The sequence below is a fragment of the Corynebacterium sp. H128 genome (assembly GCF_037482625.1).
Lineage (GTDB): Bacteria > Actinomycetota > Actinomycetes > Mycobacteriales > Mycobacteriaceae > Corynebacterium.
Map to the genome: position 1 here is coordinate 1 of NZ_JBBHKW010000003.1, position 24,834 is coordinate 24,834.

The window sequence follows — 24,834 nt, forward strand, 5'->3', positions numbered from 1 at the left end:
GACCACAGTTACCCGTCGGCCGGCAAGCACCGAAGCCACCGCATGGTCCCTTATCTTCTGTGTTGATCGTTGAACCACCACGAACCACCTTTCTGGTTTGTGGTGCATTCACAGCTTGACACCGCCCTTGGGTTTTCGAGTTCTTGGATTCGAGAAGGCGCACACCAGGCACACACCAAGCACACAAAAAGGCCCGCAAGAACAATTCTTGCGGGCCTTAACGACGAAAAACTACTCAGTTGCAGCTTCTACGTCAGCAATTGCTTCGGCAGCTTCTGGAGAGATCTCGGAGAAGGTGCCTTCAGGAATCGGTTTCGGGTTGGAGGTAAACACGAACTTCGCGTCTTCACCCTTGGACTCGCCATCCCAGTTCTCAACTTCAACCTTGACGATTTCACCGGCACCAAACTCGCCGTAGAGAATCTTCTCGGACAACACATCCTCGATCTCACGCTGGATAGTACGACGCAGCGGACGCGCACCGAGTACCGGGTCAAAGCCACGCTTTGCCAGCAGCTTCTTGGCCTGGGGGCTGAGTTCGATGCCCATATCCTTGGCGAGCAGCGCAGTCTCAACTCGAGCGATCAGCAGATCCACCATTTGAACGATCTGCTCCTGATTGAGCTGGTGGAATACCACGATCTCATCGATGCGGTTCAAGAACTCAGGGCGGAAGTGCTTCTTCAGCTCATCGTTGACCTTGCCCTTCATGCGCTCGTACTGGCCGTCGTGGTCCATCTCCGAAACTCCGGAGAAGCCCATCCCCACGGCCTTGGAGATATCACCAGTGCCGAGGTTCGAGGTGAAGATCAGGACAGTGTTCTTGAAGTCCACTACCCGACCTTGGCCGTCGGTCAGACGGCCGTCTTCCAGGACCTGGAGCAAGGTGTTGTAGATCTCCTTGTGGGCCTTTTCAATTTCGTCGAAAAGCACTACGGAGAACGGCTTGCGGCGGACCTTCTCGGTCAGCTGACCGCCTTCTTCATAACCGACGTATCCCGGAGGAGCACCGAAGAGGCGCGACGCGGTGAAGCGGTCATGGAATTCGGACATGTCGATCTGGATGAGGGCGTCTTCCTCGCCGAAGAGGAATTCGGCGAGTGCCTTAGACAGCTCAGTCTTACCCACGCCAGACGGACCTGCGAAGATGAAGGAACCAGAAGGTCGCTTAGGATCCTTCAGGCCGGCACGAGTGCGTCGGATGGCGCGAGATACCGCCTTGACGGCGTCCTCTTGGCCAATGATGCGCTTGTGCAGCTCGTCCTCCATGTGCAGCAGCCGAGAAGACTCTTCCTCTGTCAGCTTGAACACCGGGATGCCGGTCCATGAGCCCAGCACCTCAGCAATCTGCTCCTCGCCGACTTCTGCGATCTCCTCAAGATCACCGGAGCGCCACTGCTTTTCCTTCTCGGAGCGCTCCTCGCCCAGCTTGCGTTCCTTGTCACGCAACCCAGCGGCCTTTTCAAAGTCCTGGGCATCAATCGCGGCTTCTTTTTCACGTCGCACATCGGCGATACGCTCGTCGATCTCACGGAGGCCTTCTGGGGCGGTCATACGCTTGATGCGCATGCGGGCGCCAGCCTCGTCGATGAGATCGACTGCCTTATCTGGCAAGAACCGGTCATTGATGTAGCGGGAGGACAAGTTAGCGGCGGCGGCGAGTGCGCCATCAGTGATGGAAACGCGATGATGCGCTTCGTAGCGGTCCCGGAGACCTTTAAGGATTTCAATAGTCATCTCGACGGACGGCTCCGGCACCTGGACTGGCTGGAAGCGGCGCTCAAGAGCTGCGTCCTTTTCGATGTGCTTCCGGTACTCATCCAGAGTGGTGGCGCCGATGGTCTGTAGTTCGCCACGGGCGAGCTTCGGCTTCAGCAGCGAAGCTGCATCGATTGCACCTTCCGCGGCACCAGCCCCCACCAAGGTGTGGATCTCGTCGATGAACAAAATGATGTCACCGCGCTGATTGATCTCCTTGAGCACCTTCTTCAAGCGCTCTTCGAAGTCACCACGGTAGCGGGAGCCTGCAACCAAGGAACCAAGGTCGAGCGAGTACAGCTGCTTATCCTTCAGTGTCTCCGGAACCTTGCCGTTGACAATGTCTAGCGCGAGGCCTTCGACGACAGCGGTCTTACCCACGCCTGGCTCACCGATCAAAACTGGGTTGTTCTTGGTGCGGCGAGACAGCACTTGCATGATGCGCTCGATTTCTTTCTCGCGCCCCACTACTGGGTCCAACTTGCCGTCGCGAGCTGCCTGAGTGAGGTTGCGCCCAAACTGATCCAAAACGAGGGAATTGGAACGATCCCCCGCACCGCCCTGTGGAGCAGTACGCCCACCGGGTGCTGCGCCGGCGCCTGCTAGGTTCGCGCCACTTTGATCATCAGGGCTTCCGCCCTCGCCCTCGTAGCCGCTGAGCAGTTGAATTACCTGCTGGCGCACGCGTGGCAGGTCAGCGCCGAGCTTAACCAATACCTGGGCAGCAACTCCGTCGCCCTCGCGAATCAGGCCGAGCAGCAGGAACTCAGTACCGATGTACTTGTGCCCCATTTGTAGTCCCTCACGAAGGGATAGCTCCAGGACCTTCTTAGCTCGCGGTGTAAACGGAATATGCCCAGTCGGCGGCGTGGTGCCATGACCGATGATCTCCTCTACCTCGCGACGTACGTCCTCGAGGTTGATGCCCATGGATTCCAGCGCCTTGGCGGCAACGCCTTCGCCTTCAGAAATCAGGCCGAGCAGGATGTGCTCCGTGCCGATGTAGTTGTGATTAAGCATGCGAGCTTCATCCTGGGCGAGGACAATGACGCGTCGGGCGCGATCCGTAAACCTCTCGAACATGACTCTCCTCAGTTTTGTTTGTTAATTGCACCTACTCTAACGCGATGATCGCGCAAGAATTTCCACTTTGTGCACGCCCCATGACTTATCGACATGAAAAACCGCCCCTACCTGCAAAAAAGACGCTGTACGCCATAAGCGAACAGCGCCATATCTGGGCGGAATGGCTTACATATACCAGCGAGGGAGCGTGTTGAGGGAGGGGTTCATTACCAGGCAACCCCAGGTAGCAACCATTTGCACTGGCTGGATTTCCGCACTGCCGGACACTTGCTGGACACACTGCCCAAGTGGCCCGAAAACCCCTGGATTCCCTGCTGCAATGGCATCTGGCACCGCCATGCCGAGGAATGATGCCTGCATTGTGCTCATGAGCGCTTGGTCCTGCAGGCGCTCAATAGGAGTTTTTGCTTGTTCCCGCGCAATTTCGGATGGGTGCCGCGGAACTTCGTATGCAGCGGCTGTAGGGGCGCCCGCAAGGAAGGCAAGCAGCGCGACAGCTAGGCCAATATGTTTCTTCATGAAAGTTAATACTATTTCAATAACGCGCCTCACGCTCAAAATCCGATTGGAAATATTGACCACCCGTAGGATCGACAACTATGAGAACTCTCGTCCGCCGCACCGGCACGCTCGCAGGACTATTGGGTGGCGTCGCTGTCGCCCTATCCGGGTATCAGGCAGCTACCACCACTTTCCAGACCTGGCCCGCCTTCAAAACCCCACAGCAAAAGCTGATTGCCCACTATTCCTATTTCACCTTGTGGTCGAACATCATCGGCACGGTTGTGAGCGCGCAGTACGCCGTCGGGAAGCGACCCACGCGGCTGGCATTCTTAAGAATCGACGCCGTGACAATGCTGGCGATAACCGGCGTGGTTTTCAATACCCTGCTTGCCAAGACAACGGTGGTGGAAGGCCTGGGAAAAATCACAAACCCGATAGTTCACACCATCATGCCGATTGCAGTTCCGTCACTCTGGCTCCTCGATCGGCCGAGCGCCCCGACTAAAGATGTCACTCCCAGCTCAGCTGCTTTCGCCTTCGCAATCCCGATCCTGTGGGCTGGATATACTTTCGGGCGTGGCGCCCAGACGGAGGGCTACTATCCCTATGATTTCCTCAATCCCACCATCCTGGGCTACCCCACCGCCGTGCGAAATGTGTGCGCAGTGGGGGCTGCAATAGGTGCACTGATCTGCGCCATGGCGGCCGCCGAGCACGCTGTGGCTTAAACCGCTTTTCGACGCCACTGAGGTTGCACACTCAGGAATGCCAACGAACACCTCCAGCCTTGGAGGCATTCGTTGCGGGCTGTTGTTTTAAGCCTCTGGCTTGACCATCGGGAACAGTACGGTCTCGCGGATGCCTAGGCCGGTGAGGGCCATGAGAAGGCGGTCAATACCCATGCCGTTGCCGGAGGTTGGTGGCATGCCTTGCTCCATGGCGCTGAGGAAGTCCTCGTCCAGCACCATTGCTTCATCATCGCCGCCGGCTGCGAGACGCGCCTGATCCTCAAAGCGCTCGCGCTGGATGACCGGGTCGACCAGCTCGGAGTAGCCGGTGGCCAGCTCGAAGCCGCGCACGTACAGGTCCCACTTCTCGGTGACACCCGGCTTGGTGCGGTGCTGACGGGTAAGTGGCGAGGTTTCCACTGGGAAATCCCGGACGAAGATCGGGCCGTGGAGCTGATCTTCGCAGAGCATCTCCCAGATTTCTTCCACGAGCTTTCCGTGTCCCCAGCCACCCTTGGCGGGCACATCCAGGCCGATAACCTTGGCAATCTCCTTCAATTCCGCGACAGTGGAGTCGATCGTGACCTCCGGCTGACCTGGGAACTTCCGCTGCAGAGCTTCGTTGAGGGAAGGGTACATCTCAATTTCCTGCCACTGGCCACCGAAGTCGTACTTGGTGCCGTCGGCAAGCGTGACCTCTAGGGTGCCAAACACTTCCATCGCCACAGACTGAATCAGGCGCTTGATCAGGTCAGCGCCGTCATCATAGGTGCCCCATGCTTGGTAGGTCTCCAGCATCGCGAATTCTGGGGAGTGCGAAGAATCGACGCCCTCATTACGGAAGTTGCGGTTCACCTCGAAGACACGCTCGATGCCGCCGACGACGCAACGCTTGAGGTAGAGCTCCGGCGCAATGCGCAGGTAGAGGTCGATATCCAAGGCGTTGGAGTGGGTCTGGAAGGGGCGGGCCGCAGCGCCGCCGTGCAGGGTCTGCAGCATCGGGGTTTCCACTTCCAGAAAGCCTTCGTTCTCCAGGAAGTGGCGCAGTGCGCGCATGACCTTGATGCGGGTCATGGCGTTCTCACGGGCAGCCTCGCGCATGATCAGGTCGGTGTAGCGGTGACGCACGCGCGAGTCTTCGGACATGTCGGCGAATGCCACCGGGAGTGGCCGCAGGGACTTAGCTGCCATGGCCCATTCGGTTGCCATGACGGAAAGTTCGCCGCGCTTGGAAGCGATAACCCGGCCACGCACGGAGACGAAGTCACCGAGGTCTACGTCTGACTTCCATGCTGCGAGACGCTCTTCCCCTACTTCTGCGAGAGAAAGCATCGCCTGGATTCGGGTGCCATCGCCTTCCTGAATGGATGCGAAGCAGAGCTTGCCGGTATTGCGGACGAAGATGACGCGGCCGGCGATGGCCACTTCATCGTTCGTCTCCTCGCCGACGTTGAGGTTCACCACGCCGTCGATAGGCGCAACGCCCTCGGTGAGGACGTTGTACTTAGCCCGCACATCCTTGATCGAGGTGGTGCGATCCACAACGACAGGATATGCGTCCGTACCTTCACTGAGCAGGCGCCGCCGCTTATCACGGCGAATCCGCAGCTGCTCCGGGAGGTCTTCGGCTTGGGCTTGGGTATTCTTCGCATCAGTCACGGTTATCTAGCGTAGTCCATGCCCAAGGACCTGTATTAACTGACGAGCCAGTCATTCGGCGAGAACAGCTCGAAATGCAGCGCCGCTGGCTGCTCCGGCAATGCCGCAATCTGATCGCGTACGTTTTGCAGGAAGCCACTGCCGCCGCATAGGTAGACATCCGCACCTGACGGAATGCGCCCTGCTACTTCGAGTCGCTGCCCCTCGGAACGGAAGAACTCATGGTGGTTCTGGGCCAGCTGCTGTGTCTGCGCGCGTTGGGCGTAGGTGTCAGCAGATTCGTCCGCGTGCAGCACCACGACCTCTCGGCCAGAATCCTGCAACGCGGCGAGCATCCCGACCATAGGAGTGGATCCAATCCCCTGTGAAATCAGCACCACGGGGTTGCTTCCTTCTTGGAGCACCAAGTCACCGGCAGGAAGGGTGATGTCAACTTCTTCGCCCATCGCTAGGTTCTGATGGAGGAAGGTGGAGACCTCGCCGTCCTGCTCGACTGCGATGACCCACCTTCCTTGCTCTGCACTGACTAGCGAGTACTGGCGAAGCTGGCGCGCGCCGTCTGGCAAACGCACACCAATGGAGGTGTACTGGCCAGGCAGCGCTTCACCCAAGTCCTCCGATTCGAAGGTGAACAGCGAAACGCTGTCCGTGAGCTGTTCTTTCGCCATCAGCCGGGCGCGGCGGAATACGTCACCGGGTTCGACCTGGGCGGAGGCGTAAAGGTCGTTTTCAAAGTCCACTAGGACATCTGTCATTAGCCAGTAGACGGCATCCCAGGCCGCTGCGACCTCCGGCGTGACTGCCTCGCCGAGAACTTCGACGATGGCTTCGAAAAGGTTATCGTGGACGATCTGGTATTGGTCTTTGGTAATTCCAAGGGAAACGTGCTTGTGGGCGATGCGGGAGAGCATCTCTACGGGATCCGGCGCATTGGGGTCCACGAGCATGGACGCGAATACTGCGATTGAGGCAGCCAAGGCTTTCTGTTGCTCGCCCTGCTGCTGGTTGCCGCGGTTAAAGGTGTCCTTGATCAATTCTGGGTGTTTGGCGAACATTTTGTTGTAGAACAGCGGCGTGATTTCGCCGATGTGAGCGCCCACAACAGGGAGCGTCTCCTTGATCGTTTCTTCATGCTCTGGGCTGAGTCTGCGGGTTTTAGTATCGGGCTGATGTGCCACGTGCATGATTTTGCCTTTGCGTGCTAGGTGGGTGAAGGCATCCCCAAGGCGACGGCAGTTTTAACCTGAGTATCGCGCAAGAGTTCCGCCACGGTGAAATCATCCAAAGAAGCGAAAAAAGCTTCTTGAGCTGCGGCAAGACGGTGGCGCAAGAGACAATCCCTTGCAGCGTAGGGGCAGGCAGGCTCCTTGCAGTTGATCACTTCGCCTCTACCTTCAAGCTGACGCAGGACAGCTCCAACACTCAGAGCTTCTGCCTCTTCTTGCAGGTAGACGCCACCTGCTCTACCCCGAACACTTCGCACGACGCCCAGCTCTGCCAGCTTTGCGACGACGCGAGCCACATGCGCCTCGGATGCATTGATGTCGACGGCGAGATTGGCCACGGTGCTACGACGATCCACTGGAGTTACCAGACCGCGGGAGTAGTCGCCGAGCTGCATCAGAAGCCGCAGACCGAGATCCGAAAAGCGTGTCAAGCGCATGAATGACATCCTAGCTTAAATATGAGTCTGGAATACATCTTTAATTCCAACTGTCCGTCTTGATCCTACTAGTGCGACGATCCACGCTAGCCTTCACTAAGAATTCACCACGACGTAACTTTCATTCCCCTCTGCGGCAAGAAGCACAGTTTACGGTTCCACACGTACCGCCCATCGCTTCATTGGCGCAGCCCTGCCCTGAAGTGCTTACAACAGAACATGGAGGCCCCAAGTGGGACTTAAGGGATTGAACCTTTTCACCTCAAGCCGCAGCTCGCTTACCTGTACCTACAAGTGTGGCAACGCCTGCTTCGGTGAGTGTGCCAACGACTCCGGCAACGAATACTTCGGAGACATCACCCGCCGCTCCGCATTGAAGGCTGGCGCAGTCACCGTACTCGCGGTTGGTGGTGCATCCGCACTTGCGGCCTGCTCCCCTTCCGAGCAAAAGGACTCCGGTTCCACAGGATCTTCCGACACCTCTTCCGCAAAGAAGACCCCAGTCAAGTCCAGCGAAGGCATGCAATTCACGCCAGTGGAGCCAAACACTGAGACCGAGGTCAAGATTCCTGAGGGCTACGAACAGTCTGTGTTGATCGCGTGGGGCGATCCTGTCATCGAGGGTGCACCGGAGTTTGACGTCGAAAAGCAGACCCCTGCCGACGCCGAGAAGCAGTTCGGGTTCAACAATGACTTCGCCGGCCTCCTCGAACACCCTTCAGACAGCAAGCGGATGGTCTACGTGTGCTCTCACGAGTACAGCACCGAACCAAACATGTTCAAGGGCTACGACGAAGAAAATCCAACCGAGGACCAATTCAAGATCGGCCTGGCAGCTCACGGGCACACCATCCTGGAGGTTTCCAAGGTCGAGGGTACCGGCGAGCTGAAGCGCGAATTCGGCCCATTGAACCGTCGCATCACGGGCACCACTCCATTCAAGTTCACCGGACCTGCTGCCGGTTCTGATCTGCTGAAGACCGAAAAGGATCCCGAAGGCAAGACCGTCCTGGGCACCCTGAATAACTGCTCTGGTGGCATCACCCCATGGGGCACCATGCTCTCGGGCGAAGAAAACATTGACCAGTACTTCGGCAACGCCGACAAGCTTTCTGACGACGACGCCAAGAAGAAGCTCAAGCGCTACGACATCAAGGGAGAGGCGACCGACCGCAAGTGGGAGCGCTTTGATGACCGCTTCGATGTCTCCAAGACCCCGAATGAGCCAAACCGTTTCGGCTGGCTCGTCGAAATCGACCCGATAGACCCCAAGTCCACGCCAGTCAAGCACACCGCTGTCGGCCGCTTCAAGCACGAGGCTGGCAACATCCACATCGCCAAGAATGGTGCAGTAGTCTGCTACTCCGGCGATGACGGACGCAACGAGTACCTGTACAAATTCATCTCCACGCGCAAGTTCAAGGAGGGTGACCTCGAGAACAACATGAAGATTCTCGACGAAGGCACCTTGTACGTTGCACAGTTCGAGGGTAACTCTCCGAAGGACGAGTTCGATGGCTCCGGCAATCTGCCGAAGGACGGCGCTTTCGACGGCAAGGGCAAGTGGGTCAAGCTACTGACGGCCAAGGAAGATGGGTCCGCCGAGTCCCACGTCGAGGGCATGTCGGTCGAGGAAGTTGCCGTTTACACCCGTCAGGCAGCTGACAAAGTAAAAGCGACGGCGATGGACCGCCCTGAAGACGTTGAAGTTTCCCCCAAGACCGGCCTGATCTACATCGCGCTGACGAACAACAAGTACCGCGGCGCAGCCGAAGAGGGCAAGAACTACCCAGAGGTTGCCGAGTGGGCACCAGTGAAAGAAAACAAGAACGGCCTGGTCATGGAAATGGATGATGACCACGCCGGCGAATCCTTCACCTGGAACCTGCTGTTGGTTTGTGGCGACCCAGAAGAGGCTTACACCTACTTCGGTGGCTTCGACAAGAAGAAGGTCTCCCCAATTTCCTGCCCCGATAACGTAGCCTTTGACTCTCACGGCAACCTGTGGGTCTCCACCGATGGCAACGCACTCAAGTCCAACGATGGCCTTTACGCAGTGGCTGTCGATGGCGACAACCGCGGCGAACTGAAGTGCTTCCTGACCGTTCCTAAGGGCGCCGAGACCTGTGGCCCTATCGTCAGCGACGAGCGCGTGATGGTAAACGTGCAGCACCCGGGCGAAGGCGACGACGCTTCCGCAGACAAGCCAGTCATCCACTGGCCAGACGGTGGCGACGCAGTTCCGCGTCCAGCCGTGGTTGTGGTTTGGCCTAAGAAGGGCAAGGTTGGCGTAGAAGCCTAAGCTGTCGATTAACCCGACGCCTCAAGCCCAGTGGAATTCCACTGGGCTTTTGCGTTGTCGCTGACGGAACCACCTGCTACGCTGCCGACGCCGCGCGTTTAGCTGGGTACGTCCAGAAGTGGCTGCAGTCGGCTACGTGTAATGCACAACCGGAAGTCTCGACCCCACTACGGTGGGCCTAGCACTGCTTGCTGTGGCGCTAGTTGCCGCTAACCCATCATCGCAACGATGACGGAACTGACTTCTTCAGACTCCGCCATGGCCAGCGCTTCCCGCTGCAGCTGCGCTGCTTCGGCGATCTTGCGCTGGGCCTCCGGCAGCACCGCACGCTCCGCGTCCGGCACCCGGATAGAATACCCGCCCATTTCGGAAACCAGCAGTTCCGCGATGGTTCGGCTCAGTTCGTCCTCCGACGTAGAAACGACGAAGGCCCCTGAGTCGAGCGGATGCATCGCGATAGCCACGGAGCCTAGCTCAGCGAGAACGTCGCTTCCCGCGCCGAGCGCGGAATGCAGCACGATATGTTTGCCCGTCATCGTTTGCTCCAGCCGCGAAATCACGTCGGGCAGGAGCTCGGACTCCAAGGCCAGCAGCACAGCACTGTAGTCGCCGAGATCGGACCAAGGAACATCGTGAGTGCAGGTGTGTCCGGCGTCGACAAGCCGGCTCGCGAGGGCGCGCCCCGCGGAGGACGTGCCGACCACCGCGATGTTGAGCCGCGGCGCACCCACTACTTGTTCTTCTTCAAGTTGGCCAACAGGTCCGCAACCGAGATCGCGTCGGAGCGCTCATCGCGGCGACGGCGTCCATGCGCCTCAGCTTCCGTCTCGGAGTTCTTCGCGGGAGCATCCAACTTCACGGCGGCGAAGGAGCCGGTATCAAACCGACGTGCGCCTGAATCTGCTGCATCCTTCAGAGAAGTTTGCTCCTCCTTAGGCTCCTGCCTTGGCATCTGCTCTAAGTTGATCACTTCAGTAGCCGGCTCCGCCTCTGGGCGAGTATCCCACTTAGCCACCCATTGGGACACCCAATCAGCACCCGGATCTTCGCGCTGGTCTTCCTCAACTTCGGCTGCTGGTTTACTTGCGGTCGGCGTGGCAGGTGCAGTGCTTCGGGAGTCCGCCGGCTCTGCGACCTGCTCGGAAGTTTCCGCAGTCCACCTGCGCGAATCCATCGCCGAGGCCGGAGCGTCTGTATAAGAACGCTGATCTTCGGTTTCTTGCTGTGGCAGCGAAACTGCTTCTGTCTCCGCCGTGATCGGATGCGAATCTTGCTGCTTAGCTTTCATCTTTTCGGCCGCAGCTTCAATTTCTCGGATTCGGCTGGCCTCGGCGGTGAGGGTTGCCGGCTCATAGCCGAGGTCGCGCCCAGATAGATCCTCTAGCTGCTGTCGGATCTCCACTAACTGATCACGAATGTCCTGCAGGAGCTGAGTATCTTGGACAGAGGCTGCGACAGCTTTCTCTTCTGCCAGCTCAACCTGACTGTTTTTGACTTGGTTTTCGAACTGGTAGCGCTGTTCCTCACTACGGGCCCGTTCCTCGGCTGCGATGCGCCGATACTTGGACACCATGAACAGGCCAATGAACGCGGCCCACAATGCTGCGAGGACTGCGACCTTCATCGCCGCATCGCTATTGGAAAAGAGCATCACAACACTGGCGATGACGGCGAGTACCACGAGCACAACCAGCATGATCTGACCACGATCAATGCCAGCCTCGGGGTTTTCTACATCAAAATCCTGGTTATCCGCTGCGCTCATGTTTAACCAATCTACCTGCTAGGCGTACTCTCCGTCGGTAGGCGGTGGGGTCTCGCAGTTTCTTTCTAGGTATAGTCCTGAAAAACACAGCGCGATGCCGCCAAGTGTCGAAGCGATCACTCCCGGCGCATCTTCCGCAGCAGCCGAAAGGTCTGCAATCCGGGGAAGGACATACAACGCCATCCCGAAGTAGGCCCCACCGACCAAACTTCCCGTCCACGCGGAGGCTTTGCCAATGATCAGGAACTGGGCAGCCTGCAGTGGGCTGAGCTGAGAAGAATCCATCCCAATCCGGCCGCTTTCCTTCCGATCCTTAATACGCCAGGCCAAGATCAGGCACACCAAGGCCATGATCCACAGCGTCAGGGAAGCGCTGAGCGAGGTGCTCACCATGTTGCCGTAGAAAGCCCAGGTCAATATCAGTGCAGCACAGGCTACAAAAGCCCCAGCGAGCGCGAGTAGCGGAATGTTAGTGCGTTTCACTATGCAATCGCCTCGAAGCTCGAAACCTTACGTACCTGGGCAATGTTGTCCTCGCTGATCACGCCTAGGCTGCTCCGGAGCGAAGCCCCCAGCATCCGCGCGTTTGGTTCTACCTCGAGCCACGGCACGAGGACGAAGGCGCGCTCTCGTGCCCACGGATGCGGCAAGGTCAGCACGGGATCTTCGGATACGACCTCGATGCCGTCGACAAGGCACTGCACGATGTCAACGTCCAGGGTGCGCGGCCCCCAGCGCACTTCACGACGACGATCCCCAGCCGCCTCGACCTCGTGGGCAGCCTGCAGCAGCTGCATCGGACTGCGCTCGGTTTCAATGATGAGGATGGCGTTAAGGAATTCGTCCTGGTCTTCAACTCCCCACGGCGGGGTGGCGTAGACGCTGGACGCTGCGAGGAGCTCGGGGGCGAAATAGTCATAGGCCGACCGCAGCAGTGCGAATCGATCCGCCATGTTGGATCCGATCGATAGTACTGCGCGCATTGCTACCTCCTGCGGGATCTTCTGGCTACTACCGCCACGTCGCCGAACGGAAACGGGATCGGAGCAGCTGGCTTGTGGATGGTAATTTCCACTGCATGCAAGGAATCGTAACGAGTCATCACGGCATCCGCGATCTCGGCAGCCACCGTTTCAATGAGGTCCCGGCTCGGACCAGTGACAATGCGGTGTATTAACTCCGCTAGTTCCGCATAGTTCACAGTCTGCGTCAGGTCGTCGGAGGCAGCAGCGGCAGCAAAATCTAGCCAACACGTAGCGTCTACGAAGAACTTCTGTCCGGACTCCTTCTCAGCAGCTAAGACGCCGTGGTAGCCGAAGCACTCCACGGCTTTGAGTTCAATGCGGTCCGCCACTTTAGCCTCCTACATTCCAGCGCGCTGCCACGTCCACCGCATCGCGGGATACCCCGACTTCGTGAACACGCACGCACCACGCTCCCAGTTGAGCGGATATGGCGGTCACTGCGGCCGTCGCAGAGTCGGCGGCCACCGGTGACTCGGGTTCCAGCCCACGGTCTCGACGCACTTGGGCCAGGAAGCGCTTGCGGGAAGCTCCAACCAGGATTGGGAACTCGCCGGCGATGAAGTCTGGTAGGGCTTTGAGCAACGCCCAGTTGTCTGCCGCAGACTTGGCAAAGCCAAGGCCGGGGTCCAGCGTAATTTGATCGCGTTGTACGCCGGCTGCCAGCGCATTGGAGACCAATAGGTCAAAGACATCGCGCACATCTTGCACCACATCACCAGAAGAGTGCGCAGCGCCAGCGGCATCGCCAAACTGCACGGTCTTCCAGTGCATCAGACACACCGGCAGGTCTGTATCCGCCATGACGGAGTACATGCGGGGATCAGCGAGGCCACCGGAGACGTCGTTAAGCAGGCTGACTCCTGCTGCTGCGGCGGCCTCGGCGACGCTGGCCCGCATGGTGTCTACAGAGGTTCGGATCCCATCCTCCGCCAGCGCACGAATCACCGGAACCACCCGGTCGCGTTCCAGATCTGGTGCCACTCGAACTGCGCCGGGGCGCGTGGACTCACCACCGACATCGACGATGTCCGCACCAGCGGCGATCAGCTCGTGGGCGTGCGCGATTGCCTTATCGACGTCCACGTATCGACCGCCGTCAGAGAAGGAATCCTCGGTAACGTTCACAATGCCCATGACTGCGCAGCGGCCCGGGATCGTCAAATCAGCGACGCGCATCAGGCTCCCCTAATAAGGCTCAACACCTCAGCACGCGAGGCAGCATTTTTCTGGAAACCGCCACGCACCGCGGAAGTAGTGGTGGTGGCACCTGGTTTGCGGATTCCACGCATCGCCATGCAGAGGTGCTCACATTCGATGACCACGATGACCGCGTGCGCGTCGAGTTTGTCCATCAACGCATCTGCGATCTGAGAGGTTAGCCGTTCCTGAACCTGTGGTCGCTTGGCATAGAGATCAGCCAAGCGAGCGAGCTTAGAAAGGCCAGTGACCTTGCCGGTGTGCCCGGGAATGTATCCAATATGTGCAGTGCCAAAGAACGGCACCAAGTGATGCTCACAGGTGGAGTAGATCGGAATATCACGCACCAAAACCAGTTCGCGGTGATCTTCCGAGAACGTTTTTGCCAGCACCTCAGTTGGATCAACGTGCAGACCAGCGAAGACTTCTGCGTAGGCGCGAGCCACCCGGGCCGGAGTCTCCTGCAGGCCTTCTCGGTCTGGGTTTTCACCCACGGCAATCAGCAGCTCCCGAACCGCGGCTTCTGCCCGCGCCTGATCAAAATCCGGGTTAGTCATCCTTACGCTCCTGGTTTTCCGGCTGCTCATTTTCCGGCAACCGGAACCCGATTTCCTCCGTCGGCGCATCGCTAGGACGCGGGTGCGTTGAGCTGTGCTTCTCTGGAACGTCGCTGGCATAGTTGTGCATGCCCGGATGCTCACCTTTCGCCTCACCTTGTGGGCGCGCTTCCGATTGGGGTTCCGGAGTGGCTGCATGATCTGCGTCTGGATCTGCCGGGGCAGCAGGTTGTGCATCCTTGGCAGGCGTCGGAGCTGGCGCTACTGGAGGTGCCGAAGGGGATTGCGGAGCTGCATAAGGATTGTTGACAGCATCTCGCGGTGGCCAGCCCGGCGCGGACCAGCTAGCAGGAGGTGGCGTGCCGCCATACGTCGGGGTGCCACCTTCTGGCGCAGCGTGCCGCCCGGCGTCCTCGGCAGAGCCTGGCTGAGCCGCAGGCTGGCCCGGCAGTCCTGGCTGCCCAATTGGGATCGCCATACCTTGCTGCTGTTGCTGCAGTTCCTGCTGGCGCTTTGCTCGTGCGGCCCGGGAGGCCTCGAGAATGGAGAAGCGCTTCGGCGGCTCTTCCCCACGTTCAATAGCCAACTCCACTGGGGTTTTCACGGGTTCGAAACCAACCTGTGCGGGGAAGTTTGCAGTTTCACCGGGGAATACCTCCAGGGCATCACGTGGTTCGAGGCCTGCGAAAATCACCTCAAGATCAGGGCGGCGAAGGGTCTCTTTCTCGAGTAGCTTTTCCGCCAACGTGTCTAGGAAGTGTCGGTTTTCACGCAGGATGTCATAGGCAACCTGGTGCGCTTTATTCACCAGGTAACGAGTCTGCTCGTCGATGGTCGCTTGCACGGACTGCGAAGGATCGAAGGTGCCCCCTCCCCCACGGCCGGCAAACGGGTCGCCTTGCTCTTGGCCGTACTTGACGGTGCCGATCTCTGGACTCATGCCGTATTCGGTGATCATGGCCCGGGCGATGCGTGTGGCTTGCTCGATGTCGTTGGAAGCGCCAGTGGTAGGTGCGCCAAACACGAGTTCCTCCGCTGACCGGCCGCCCATGGCGAACACGATGCGTGCGAACAGTTCATCGCGGGTGTACATACCCTTGTCGTCTTCTTGGGCGGTCATGGCGAAGCCGCCAGTCTTACCGCGGGCCAAGATGGTGACCTTGTAGATGGGCTCGATATTCTTCAAACCCCACGCAGCGATGGTGTGGCCACCTTCGTGGTAGGCCGTGACCTTCTTCTCATGCTCGGAGATGACCTTGGACGAGCGTCGTGGCCCGCCAATGACACGGTCTGTGGCTTCTTCCAGGGCGTCGGCAGTGATGACATTTCCACCGACTCGGGCGGTGAGCAGTGCGGCCTCGTTAAGAACGTTCGCCAGGTCGGCACCGGACATGCCGGCGGTGCGCTTGGCGAGGGCGGTGATGTCCACGTCTTTAGCGAATGGCTTGCCCTTGGCGTGAACCTTGAGGATCTCCTCACGGCCTTTGAAGTCAGGGTTGGTGACGGGGATTTGACGGTCAAAGCGTCCCGGACGCAATAGCGCTGGATCGAGGATATCCGGGCGGTTGGTAGCGGCCATGAGGATCACTCCCTGGCGATCCCCGAAGCCGTCCATTTCCACCAGGAGTTGGTTGAGCGTCTGCTCGCGTTCATCGTGTCCGCCGCCCATGCCGGCGCCACGTTGCCTGCCGACGGCATCGATTTCGTCTACGAAGATGATGCATGGACTGTTTTCCTTGGCTTGCTTAAACAAGTCACGGACGCGCGAGGCGCCCACGCCGACGAACATCTCAACGAAGTCCGAGCCTGAAATCGAGTAGAACGGCACTCCGGCTTCGCCTGCTACCGCGCGGGCAAGCAGCGTCTTACCTGTGCCGGGAGGGCCGTAGAGCAGTACGCCGCGGGGAATTTTCGCCCCGAGAGCCTCGTAGCGAGCTGGATCCTGGAGGAAGTCCTTGATCTCCTGGAGCTCGTCCACGGCTTCGTCTGCGCCGGCGACATCGGCAAAAGTGTTGGTTGGCATGTCCTTGGTCAGTTCCTTGGCTCGGGAGCCGCCGAAACCAAACATTCCCATGCCGCCGCCTTGCATGCGGGACATCATGAACATGAGCAGACCGAAGATGATCAGCATCGGGAGAATGAGCTGAATCATCGAGCCGAGGAAGGAGTCTTGTGTGACCTTAGTGTTGTACTTCTCGGCGTCGGCGGCCTGCACCTTCTCAAAAATCGCCGGTGCCGTCCGGGCGGGGTAATCGGAGACTACTTGGGTGATTCCCTCGCGCTCCTCCACCTTGATTGGCTCCTTGAGGTCGAGCCGGATGCGCTGTTCACGGTCATCGATGCGAGCTTCCTTGATGTTCTTCGCGTCCAGCTGCGCAATGGCGATCGAGGTTTCCACCTTTTGGTAGCCCCGGGTATCGCTAGTCAGCAGCGTGATGCTGAACATGATCATCAGCACGATCGCGGCAATTCCGCCGTATCGAATCAGTCTCTTGTTGTCCATAGATGCCGCCGGACTCGGTCACTGGACGCGCCAGCCCGGCCGGAACCTTTCTCGAAAGTTATGCGGGTAGTGCAGTGTCAGGAGTATTAACGAGCGACCACGGGTTGGTGTTCCCGTGGCCGTCGAAAAGCTTGAGTTAGTTGGAGTACACCCGGGGATGCAGCGTGCCGACGAAAGGAAGGTCACGGTAGCGCTCGGCGTAGTCCAAACCGTATCCAATAACGAATTCGTTCGGGATTTCAAAGCCCACGTCGAGCAGATCTACCTTGGCCTTGACTGCTTCCGGCTTACGGAGCAGGGAGACCACCTCAAGGGTCTTCGGGTTACGATTCTTCAGGTTCTTGATCAGCCAAGACAGTGTCAGCCCGGAGTCGATGATGTCCTCAACGATGATGACATCGCGCCCTTCAACATCGCGATCCAGATCCTTCAGAATCCGCACCACACCAGAAGAACTCGTGGCGTTGCCGTAGGAGGAGACGGCCATGAACTCCAGTTGGCTTGGTACACGCAATGCGCGGGCGAAATCTGTAATGAAGAATGCGGCGCCCTTCAGCACACAGATCAGGATGAGATCATCCTCAGCATCCTGGTAAATGTCCGAGACCTTATCCGCCAGCTCTTGGATGCGGGCGTGCAGGGTGGATTCGTCGATGAGAACTGCTTCGACATCCTCCCCATAGCGGTTGGCCGGAACGTTGAAGTCCTTCTTATCGTGCATGTGCGAGGTGCCCCTTGATAGCGAGAAACAAACGATTACAGCCAGCTTGCCACTTTTTGCCCCTAGGCACCAAGATTCCGGCCTAATTGCCTCCCGGAACGGCCTAACCAGACCCGTTGTCCCTTGTTCGCGCCGATGGCGACTGGCCCCTGCCCGTGCCACTGCGTCAGCAATCGCTCCACCTGTTGCACCACAGCAGAGCTAACGACACCACCCTCCTGGCGGATCAGCGCCGCCAGGGCAGCCTGGCGCTGTGCAGGGTGCATGTGCAACAGCTTGTCGACGTCCGACTCCGCGGGCACCTCAGCAAAATATGATGCTTGCTGCGCCGCCCTCGTAGCTGCCTGCGCCAGCGGCGCTACCGCGTCTCCGCCGATCAGTTCACCAAGATCTGGAATGGTCTTTTTCCGGATGGCTACCCGACGGAACCCCAGGTCATCGTTATGTGGGTCTTGCCAGGGCTGCACCCCCAGTTCTGCGCAGCAAGCGAGAGTATCCGCACGCCTCACGCTCAGCAGCGGACGAAGAAGCGGGACTCCGTGCATGCTCGATTCCGGCAGCATTCCGGCAGGATTGCCTCGCAGCGCGGCGAGCAGATAGGTTTCCGCTTGGTCATCCATGGTGTGCGCTACCCAGACTGGCTGGCGCGACTTGGTCAGGGCTTGATAGCGGATCTCGCGGGCCGCCGCTTCCATTCCTTCTCCACCTGGTACGTCCACCGCGATGACCTCAGCGGTGGCGCCCCAACTGCGTGCGATGCGCGCCGCCATAGCGGCTACCGCGTCGGAACCTGCCTGCAGCCCGTGGTCAACACACACTGCGTGGACTTGTTGCCCTTCTACTAGAGCGGCTGCCAACAGCCCCAATGAATCCGCGCCACCGGACAGTCCCAACACACACTGTTCTGGGCGGACGAAGGGGCGCACGGCCGTGCGCAATCTCAGGAAAGCTGGACTGTGTTTCGGGTAGTCAGGGGCCATCAGCGCAGCTCGGAGACAAACTCGTCAAGCGCTTCTCGGGAGGTAGTGATGTCTACGTCATTACAGATCAGCGCGAAGGTAAAGGTGTTGCCCTCGGCGGACGTGACCAGCCCTGCCAAGGCTGAAGTACCGGTCAACGTGCCTGTTTTTGCGCGAACCCAGCCACGTCCTGCCAAGTCGAGATAGCGGTTGGCCAGCGTGCCGTTTGCAGAAGCGATGGGCAAAGTGTCGAGCAGGGGACGCAATCTCACGTCAGAAGTCGCACGGAAAAGGACATCGTCAAGTAGCCGGGCGGTGTTGACGTTATTCTCGGAGAGCCCTGAGTTGTCCTTGAGGTCTAGTCCAGTGAGGTCAAAGCCGGCTTCTTGGAGCACTTCGCGTGTGGCTTGCACAGAGGCAGCGACCGTGTTGCCCGTTCCGCGTTTGAGCGCGACTTCCCTGCCGACGGCCTCGGCCATTACATTGTCGGACTCTTCCATCATTTCTTCTAGTCGCTGCCACAGTGGCTCAGACTGCGTACTAGCGATGACGGATGCCCCCTCCGGTGCCTTTCCGAGCCCCGCGTTGGCACCGAGGCGATCAGCCAAGGCCTTGGCAACATCCGCGGCGGGCGTCGTAGAGCGCGGCACATCTCCTGAGGTGGCACCGATGCGCGCACCATAGAGCATCACGGGCTCCATCGGCGCGATGTAGCCGGAAGCGATATTCTCTCGCCCCCAGCTGTTGAGGAAAGTATCGGAGGACCACAGCGAGGTGTCCACGAGGACTCGGTCCGCGCTGCCAATCTGGGAGGCGAGCTGATCCAGTTGCTCGTTGGTCAGCATGACGTCGCCCGCGCCTTTGATGACCACGGTGCCAGGTTCAGCCTGCACTACCTGCGTTTCGATTCTGTCATTGCGGTCCAGGGTTAACAGCGCAGCCGCGGCAGTAAGGATTTTGGTCGTCGACGCTGGCCGCGCACCGCTGGTGGCATTCTGTTCCCAGACCACCTGCCCGGTTTTGGTATCTTTGACTACGCCGCTGAGTTTTCCTAGGCGCGGATCAGTTGCGTGCTCCGCCAATCTCGCGCGCAGTTCTTCTGTATCAATTTCGCCACCACTTTGCGAAGCAATGTGGCCGGTTGGCGCAGCTAGGGTCGGCGCTGGATCATGGTCGTAGGTTTCAAAAGCGTCGGTTTGTAGCGCAGCCGTCGTCGCTACGCCACCGACGGCGATAGCGGTGACAACAACAGCACTGATCCACCCGACCTTTTTAAACACCCCACTAGGTTAGCCCTTAGGCTCCTGCCGTGGTGCCTGCAGCGCTACGATGGTGGTGAACTTTTGACCAATTCCAAGGAGTGCTTATGAGCATCGAAGTCACCATCGAGATCCCAAAGGGTTCCCGCAACAAGTACGAAGTTGACCATGAGACCGGCAAGGTCTTCTTGGATCGCTACCTGTTCACCCCAATGGCTTACCCAGCTGACTACGGCTTCATCGACCATACCCTCGGCGAAGACGGCGACCCACTGGACGCACTCGTGATCCTGCCGGAGCCGGTCTTCCCAGGCGTGATCGTGAAGGCACGCCCGCTCGGCGTATTCAAGATGACCGACGAGGCCGGCGGCGACGACAAGCTGCTCTGCGTTGTCGATGACGTGCGCTGGGATCACCTGCAGGACATCGCTGATGTCTCTGACTTCCAGAAAGACGAGATCGAGCACTTCTTCACTCGCTACAAGGATCTTGAGCCAAACAAGGAAGTAACTGGCTCCGGCTGGGGCGATAAGGCTGAGGCAGAGAAGATCCTCGCCGAGGCTATCGCGCGTTACAAGTAGCAGCCTGCCGAATTACCCACTTCTCCTGGACGATTTCCGAGTGTTTTCTTCCAGTAGAAGTGGGTTTTTCCACATCTGACACCTATTCGCCCGCCTGGCGATACCCTCGGCGGAGGTCATCAACGATGTAGGGCCGGTCAAGCGTGGAAGGCGGCAATTCACGAGGCCCATTGTCTAGGCCGAACACTGCCGCTGCGGCCAACACTTCTGGTGTTAGGTAGCGCAACCCCTGGGCGTCGGGAAGCTCTAGGTGCATCTGTTCGGGGCCGCACAGCACAAAACCCCAGTCCCCGAAGGTCGGCACGTGCGTATGATACGGAATCGTCTTTAGGCACCCCGCGGAAGCGAGGGTCGATCGCACCCGCCAAAACACATCCGGTGTGGTGAACGCGCTGGATGCTTGCACAACCATGCGCCCCTCGGGGGCTAGAGCGCTGCGCGCCAACATATAGAATTCTTCGGAATACAGGCGCGCCAGGGTGGGGTTGTCCGGGTCTGGGAGATCGATGATCACCGCATCGTAGGTTTTCCCTTCCCCTCCGGCGCGTAACCAGGTAAAAGCGTCCTCGTTGATGACGTGCACTCGCGGATCCTGCAGGGCTCCGCCATTATCAGCTAACAGCACAGTATTGGCCAGCTCCACCACCGCAGGGTCCAGTTCCACTTGGGTAATCGACGGCACCCCGAAACGCAGCAACTCCCGGGCTGCAAGCCCATCACCGCCACCGATGATCAAGGCCGACTTGGTTTCTGCGGTGAGCGCTGGATATACCAGAGACTCGGTGTAGCGGTACTCATCTCGACTGGAGTACTGCAAGCCGCCGTTGAGGTAAAGCCGGCGATCCTGGCCACGCCGAGTCACCACAATGTCTTGATAAGCCGACTGTTCGGCGTGAATCACTGGATCGCGGTACAGCACCGCACGCGCCGTGGTGACAATGCCATCACTGCGTACCAACAGTGCGACGAGCACTATCAGGGCCAGCACCAGTCCCACCACAGCGGACCAAAGTTGGCGCGCGGGCAGCGAGGAACGCAGCAATACGACGGCAATAAACAACGCCGCGGCAAGGTTCACCATTCCTGCGGCCAGGGTGCCACGCATCATGCCTAAGGATGGCAATAGGATGAACGGCCAGACGAGCCCTCCCACTAAGGCGCCAAAGTAGTCCGCGAAGTTGAGGGTTGCCAATAGGGAACCAACGCTCCGGGCGTCGGCAAGCTTGCCCTGCTGAATCAGTGTCATGAGGAGGGGTACTTCCATACCCACCAATGCGCCGATAAGAAAAGTGGCCAGTACCAGTACGACCACGGACTGCCCAACCGCAGCGAAGACGATGTACAGCACCAGCGCAGAAATGCCGCCCACAATACCGAGGGCGGTCTCCACGATAAGGAAGGACATCCCCGGCCAACGCAATAGCGGTTTGGCAAAGAGCGCGCCCGCGCCAAGGGCTGCAACATAACCGGCGACGATAAGCGAGGTTTCCACCACCCCACCGCCGTTGAGGCTAGTAGACAGAGTCAGCAGTGCTAGCTCATAAATAAGGCCGGAAGCCGCACATACCCCAACAGCACTGAGGAGGAAGAAGCGCCACCAGCGGGAACCTAGGTCAAACATGCAGCATTTACCGCGGCAATAACCACTAACACCACGGCAGCTACGACGGCACCAGAGCGAAGCTTGTGATCAAGCACTAGGTCGCGGAAGCGCCCCGGAATCACTGCCTCCAGCACGAGCAGCGCCAGAGATTGCAGGACGATGCCGAGGAGACCGATCACGATCACCTCGTTGACCCCTGCTAGTAGTTCCGACGGGGATCCGAGCACGGCCGTCACCACGATGATGCCGAGCGCCACTTGCTGCCCGATCGCAATGATGCCGGCGTTGGGCAGGTGGTCGACGAACACTGCTCGATAGAGCTTGCCTGGGGTGAGTAGGTCTAGGACGCCGAATCCTGCGAGCAATACGAATAGCGCGAGGACAAAGTAGACGACGGTGTCGCGGACGTCGAGAAGCAGTTCAGAAGTCATGTGCCATTTTCCTTGCTATTTGGGCTATTTAACGCCGGTGCCAGAACCACCGGAGCCGGAAGATCCTCCAGAGGAACCGGACGGAGATCCAGGGGAGAAACCGGGACCGAGCCAGATAAAACCACCATCATTGACGCGGTCAAGGCTTTCCACTCTGATCTGACAATTGCTCGGGCCAGCCTTAGAGACGGACACTAGGCGGTTGCGGTAGCGCAAGTACTCCGTACCGGTTTTAGGATCGAATTGACGCGCCTGCGGCTTGTCATTTTTGGCGATCTCACTGGCTACCTGCTGGATATCCCCCTCGCAGGCATGGGTCCCCATTGCGGTATAGCGCGGGGCGGAAGACCTATTTGTCACTGACGTGCAGGCCCCTACCAAGCTGAATACTGAAACGAAGGCAAAGAATACTGCGATATTTCTACGAAACTCCGGGCTCACAGCTCATACCTGCTTTCAGTGCTCACAATGATTGCCTCCTCAGGGTAAAGATGGTGGGTTTCCCAATGCCAAATTCCGGCTACGAACTCGCCACGAACTGCCGTTAAATGATGCTCTCCTACCCCGGGAAACCTGGCGATTAACCAATCATCGCCGCTGCATTGCGCGAGGATGTCGCTCGCCTCCGCACTGAAGTCTAGGCAATGTTTGGTTGCCGCACGCAAAGTGTAACCGCCTATGTGCTGCGAGACTAGGCTGCCAGGATCCCCCGCGAAGCAGGAGATTTCCTCCCGAAAGCTCGCTGCCCCTAGCGTCACTGTTGCTACATGGGAGGCACCAATGATCCCCAGATGCAACTGCGTTGACTGCTGGTTCCACTCAGCAACAATCACCCGATCTGTTAAGACACCAGGCATTGGCCCGTTGAGACGCAGCCCTAGGGCGGTGGCACTCACGTCGGAGGTAGGACAGTTCAGCGTTACGAGCACCGACTACACCTTTGGTGCTGGGTAAACCGTCAGCTCGCCCGGCTGGATTGTAGTGCCAGTGGATACTTCCCAGGACTCATTGTTTGCCCAGCCCTCAAAGCCGAGGAGCTTATTGCCCGAGGCATCGGCCAAGTCAACATAGCGCATCTCACCGCTCTCGGGCAGCCCAGTGGTTCCGGCGGAACGGTAGTTCGCGTGCCCTCGCTCGCTCTCCATATAAGTCACGCCCTCAAATTCGACGCGAGAATCCGGGCTGATTCCAGCCCCCTTCCGAGTCTTCCACCAGGTGAGGCTCAGCTCGCCCTCATCGACCTCGACTCCGAACCATTCGGATCCATCGCCGCCATCGAGCAGGTGCTCCCACCAGTAGTATGGGCCCTCGTTCAGCGTTAATGTGCCTCGCACAACGTAGTCCTTGCCACCGCGGGAAATGATGGCACCCGGCGCAATCACATCCGGACCGAATTGATCTGCGCCGACAACGTCCTTCAGCGGGTCTTGATGGAAGCGCTGCGGCGTGCCGATGCCGTCCGCATCCGCAGAGCGCGCAGTCTTGAAGAAATAGACTGACAACGCCGCAGCGATCACGGCCAAGACAATGAAGAACAAGAATCCGAAGCTCATGTCAATCGACTCTATAAGCACCACCTGCCTGTTGCACATCAAGTGACCAACTCTTTACCTCCCGGTACGCTGGTGCGAAATATCTCTCATCATCAAGGAGTCCCTATGCGTACCGTTTCTGTCACCGAAGTTCCCACTGACGCGCAGCTTATCGACGTCCGTGAAGTCAACGAATTCGAAGATGTTCACGCAGCCACCGCGATCAACATGCCGATGTCAGACTTCATGTCTCACGTGGACAACGTGGACAAAGAGCGCGAGGTGTATTTGATCTGCAAATCTGGGGGTCGTTCCGCCCAGGTTGGCCAATACCTGGAAGCTGCGGGCTACGACGCTATCAACGTAGCGGGCGGCACAGACGGCTGGGTTGCTGCCGGTTTGCCAACAGGCTAACGCTGGCACATCTTCCTACTCGAATAGGCATTTGACCATAGCCATTAGCCTTTCACGTTAAGGGATTCAACACACAATAGTGGTTTTGCACCAATGATTTAACCTTTTTATGCTTGAGAGCTAACATGAAAGGGTGACTACTCCAACTGAAATCCCCGCAACGCTCCTGGAATCCCCCTCCTTCCAGTTAGAGCGCCTCCGTCGCCGTACCCGCGAAGAGGTAGAAACCGCACTGAGCGCAAAGGGCACCTCCCTCCGCGAATACTGGGTACTTACTTGCCTGATCGAGGCCTCGGCGTCGAGCCAAGCCTCGCTCGGCGAACTCCTCGCGATTGACGCTTCGGACATGGTCCGGCTGATCGACGCCTTGGAAGGGCGCAACTGGGCAAAGCGCGAGCGCGACCCCAAAGACCGCCGCCGCCAGATCGTGGCCGCCACCAAGAAGGGCAAAACTGCGCAAGCAGAATTGACGACTCTGGTTTCCGAGGCAGAATCGCGAGCCCTGGATGATTCCACGGAGAAGCAGCTCAAGCATCTGCGAAAGCTCGCCACCTCCGTCCTTGTCGCTGAGGAGGACCCGCAGTAGC

Annotated in this window: 26 protein-coding genes; 5 read left to right on the forward strand and 21 right to left on the reverse strand. The window is 58.9% G+C overall.

What is annotated here, in order from left to right; translation table 11 throughout:
- Positions 1–231: 231 nt before the first annotated feature.
- Positions 232–2,841, reverse strand: coding sequence for an ATP-dependent Clp protease ATP-binding subunit (locus tag WG915_RS03395; RefSeq protein WP_339563968.1), 2,610 nt, complete (start codon positions 2,839–2,841; stop codon positions 232–234).
- A 168-nt stretch (positions 2,842–3,009) separates the two neighbouring features.
- Positions 3,010–3,363: a hypothetical protein gene (locus WG915_RS03400; RefSeq protein WP_339563969.1), complete on the reverse strand. Its 354-nt coding sequence runs from the start codon at positions 3,361–3,363 to the stop codon at positions 3,010–3,012.
- Positions 3,364–3,443: 80 nt separating this feature from the next.
- Here WG915_RS03400 and WG915_RS03405 point away from each other — a divergent pair, with 80 nt between their 5' ends.
- Positions 3,444–4,076, forward strand: coding sequence for a Pr6Pr family membrane protein (locus WG915_RS03405; protein ID WP_339563970.1), 633 nt, complete (start codon positions 3,444–3,446; stop codon positions 4,074–4,076).
- A gap of 87 nt (positions 4,077–4,163) precedes the next feature.
- Here WG915_RS03405 and lysS read toward each other — a convergent pair whose 3' ends face one another.
- Genes lysS through WG915_RS03420 form a run of 3 tightly spaced genes read right to left on the reverse strand, consistent with a single transcriptional unit; the run spans position 4,164 to position 7,398 of the window.
- Positions 4,164–5,735, reverse strand: coding sequence for a lysine--tRNA ligase (gene lysS, locus WG915_RS03410; protein ID WP_339563971.1), 1,572 nt, complete (start codon positions 5,733–5,735; stop codon positions 4,164–4,166).
- A 35-nt stretch (positions 5,736–5,770) separates the two neighbouring features.
- Positions 5,771–6,919: a globin domain-containing protein gene (locus WG915_RS03415; RefSeq protein WP_339563972.1), complete on the reverse strand. Its 1,149-nt coding sequence runs from the start codon at positions 6,917–6,919 to the stop codon at positions 5,771–5,773.
- A gap of 17 nt (positions 6,920–6,936) precedes the next feature.
- Positions 6,937–7,398, reverse strand: a complete 462-nt coding sequence (locus tag WG915_RS03420; RefSeq protein WP_339563973.1) for an RrF2 family transcriptional regulator — start codon at positions 7,396–7,398, stop codon at positions 6,937–6,939.
- Between the two features lie 232 nt (positions 7,399–7,630).
- Here WG915_RS03420 and WG915_RS03425 point away from each other — a divergent pair, with 232 nt between their 5' ends.
- Entirely contained in the window at positions 7,631–9,700 is a 2,070-nt protein-coding gene (locus WG915_RS03425; protein WP_339563974.1) for a PhoX family protein, read from the forward strand.
- Positions 9,701–9,909: 209 nt separating this feature from the next.
- Here the strand turns inward: WG915_RS03425 and WG915_RS03430 are convergent, their stop codons facing one another.
- From WG915_RS03430 to dacB, 11 genes are all read right to left on the reverse strand, one after another.
- Positions 9,910–10,431 (reverse strand): hypothetical protein, encoded by a 522-nt coding sequence (locus tag WG915_RS03430; RefSeq protein ID WP_339563975.1) that lies wholly within the window; start codon positions 10,429–10,431, stop codon positions 9,910–9,912.
- Complete coding sequence (locus tag WG915_RS03435; RefSeq protein ID WP_339563976.1) at positions 10,431–11,465, reverse strand: DUF6779 domain-containing protein; 1,035 nt, start codon at positions 11,463–11,465, stop codon at positions 10,431–10,433. The genes WG915_RS03430 and WG915_RS03435 overlap by 1 nt, the downstream gene beginning before the upstream one ends.
- 18 nt (positions 11,466–11,483) lie before the next feature.
- Positions 11,484–11,948 carry a DUF3180 domain-containing protein gene (locus tag WG915_RS03440; protein WP_339563977.1) on the reverse strand — a complete coding sequence of 155 codons (465 nt, stop codon included), beginning with the start codon at positions 11,946–11,948 and terminating at the stop codon, positions 11,484–11,486.
- Positions 11,948–12,448: a 2-amino-4-hydroxy-6-hydroxymethyldihydropteridine diphosphokinase gene (folK, locus tag WG915_RS03445; protein ID WP_339563978.1), complete on the reverse strand. Its 501-nt coding sequence runs from the start codon at positions 12,446–12,448 to the stop codon at positions 11,948–11,950. The genes WG915_RS03440 and folK overlap by 1 nt, the downstream gene beginning before the upstream one ends.
- Positions 12,449–12,450: 2 nt before the next feature.
- Positions 12,451–12,819, reverse strand: coding sequence for a dihydroneopterin aldolase (gene folB / locus WG915_RS03450; protein WP_339563979.1), 369 nt, complete (start codon positions 12,817–12,819; stop codon positions 12,451–12,453).
- Between the two features lies 1 nt (position 12,820).
- The gene (gene folP / locus WG915_RS03455) at positions 12,821–13,666 is read right to left on the reverse strand and encodes a dihydropteroate synthase (RefSeq protein ID WP_339563980.1); all 846 of its coding nucleotides are present in this window, start codon (positions 13,664–13,666) and stop codon (positions 12,821–12,823) included.
- Positions 13,666–14,244 carry a GTP cyclohydrolase I FolE gene (folE, locus tag WG915_RS03460; protein WP_339563981.1) on the reverse strand — a complete coding sequence of 193 codons (579 nt, stop codon included), beginning with the start codon at positions 14,242–14,244 and terminating at the stop codon, positions 13,666–13,668. The genes folP and folE overlap by 1 nt, the downstream gene beginning before the upstream one ends.
- The gene (gene ftsH / locus WG915_RS03465; protein ID WP_339563982.1) at positions 14,237–16,747 is read right to left on the reverse strand and encodes an ATP-dependent zinc metalloprotease FtsH; all 2,511 of its coding nucleotides are present in this window, start codon (positions 16,745–16,747) and stop codon (positions 14,237–14,239) included. The genes folE and ftsH overlap by 8 nt, the downstream gene beginning before the upstream one ends.
- A gap of 136 nt (positions 16,748–16,883) precedes the next feature.
- Positions 16,884–17,468, reverse strand: a complete 585-nt coding sequence (gene hpt / locus WG915_RS03470) for a hypoxanthine phosphoribosyltransferase (protein ID WP_339563983.1) — start codon at positions 17,466–17,468, stop codon at positions 16,884–16,886.
- Positions 17,469–17,530: 62 nt separating this feature from the next.
- Positions 17,531–18,406 (reverse strand): tRNA lysidine(34) synthetase TilS, encoded by an 876-nt coding sequence (gene tilS / locus WG915_RS03475; RefSeq protein WP_339563984.1) that lies wholly within the window; start codon positions 18,404–18,406, stop codon positions 17,531–17,533.
- A 41-nt stretch (positions 18,407–18,447) separates the two neighbouring features.
- On the reverse strand, positions 18,448–19,707 hold the full coding sequence (gene dacB, locus WG915_RS03480; RefSeq protein ID WP_339563985.1) for a D-alanyl-D-alanine carboxypeptidase/D-alanyl-D-alanine endopeptidase: 1,260 nt from the start codon (positions 19,705–19,707) through the stop codon (positions 18,448–18,450).
- A gap of 86 nt (positions 19,708–19,793) precedes the next feature.
- Between dacB and WG915_RS03485 the strand changes: the two genes are divergently transcribed.
- Complete coding sequence (locus WG915_RS03485; protein ID WP_339563986.1) at positions 19,794–20,267, forward strand: inorganic diphosphatase; 474 nt, start codon at positions 19,794–19,796, stop codon at positions 20,265–20,267.
- 82 nt (positions 20,268–20,349) lie between these two features.
- Here WG915_RS03485 and WG915_RS03490 read toward each other — a convergent pair whose 3' ends face one another.
- From WG915_RS03490 to WG915_RS03510, 5 genes are all read right to left on the reverse strand, one after another.
- Positions 20,350–21,888 carry a polyamine aminopropyltransferase gene (locus WG915_RS03490; RefSeq protein WP_339563987.1) on the reverse strand — a complete coding sequence of 513 codons (1,539 nt, stop codon included), beginning with the start codon at positions 21,886–21,888 and terminating at the stop codon, positions 20,350–20,352.
- Positions 21,876–22,301, reverse strand: coding sequence for a DUF350 domain-containing protein (locus WG915_RS03495; protein WP_339563988.1), 426 nt, complete (start codon positions 22,299–22,301; stop codon positions 21,876–21,878). Before WG915_RS03495 ends, WG915_RS03490 begins: the two co-directional genes overlap by 13 nt.
- 24 nt (positions 22,302–22,325) lie before the next feature.
- The gene (locus tag WG915_RS03500) at positions 22,326–22,661 is read right to left on the reverse strand and encodes a DUF4247 domain-containing protein (RefSeq protein ID WP_339563989.1); all 336 of its coding nucleotides are present in this window, start codon (positions 22,659–22,661) and stop codon (positions 22,326–22,328) included.
- Between the two features lie 77 nt (positions 22,662–22,738).
- Positions 22,739–23,230, reverse strand: a complete 492-nt coding sequence (locus WG915_RS03505; RefSeq protein WP_339563990.1) for a DUF2617 family protein — start codon at positions 23,228–23,230, stop codon at positions 22,739–22,741.
- Positions 23,231–23,233: 3 nt separating this feature from the next.
- Positions 23,234–23,854, reverse strand: coding sequence for a DUF4178 domain-containing protein (locus WG915_RS03510; protein ID WP_339563991.1), 621 nt, complete (start codon positions 23,852–23,854; stop codon positions 23,234–23,236).
- A 105-nt stretch (positions 23,855–23,959) separates the two neighbouring features.
- Between WG915_RS03510 and WG915_RS03515 the strand changes: the two genes are divergently transcribed.
- The gene (locus WG915_RS03515; protein WP_339563992.1) at positions 23,960–24,247 is read left to right on the forward strand and encodes a rhodanese-like domain-containing protein; all 288 of its coding nucleotides are present in this window, start codon (positions 23,960–23,962) and stop codon (positions 24,245–24,247) included.
- Between the two features lie 133 nt (positions 24,248–24,380).
- Positions 24,381–24,833, forward strand: a complete 453-nt coding sequence (locus tag WG915_RS03520; protein WP_339563993.1) for a MarR family winged helix-turn-helix transcriptional regulator — start codon at positions 24,381–24,383, stop codon at positions 24,831–24,833.
- Position 24,834 lies beyond the last annotated feature (1 nt).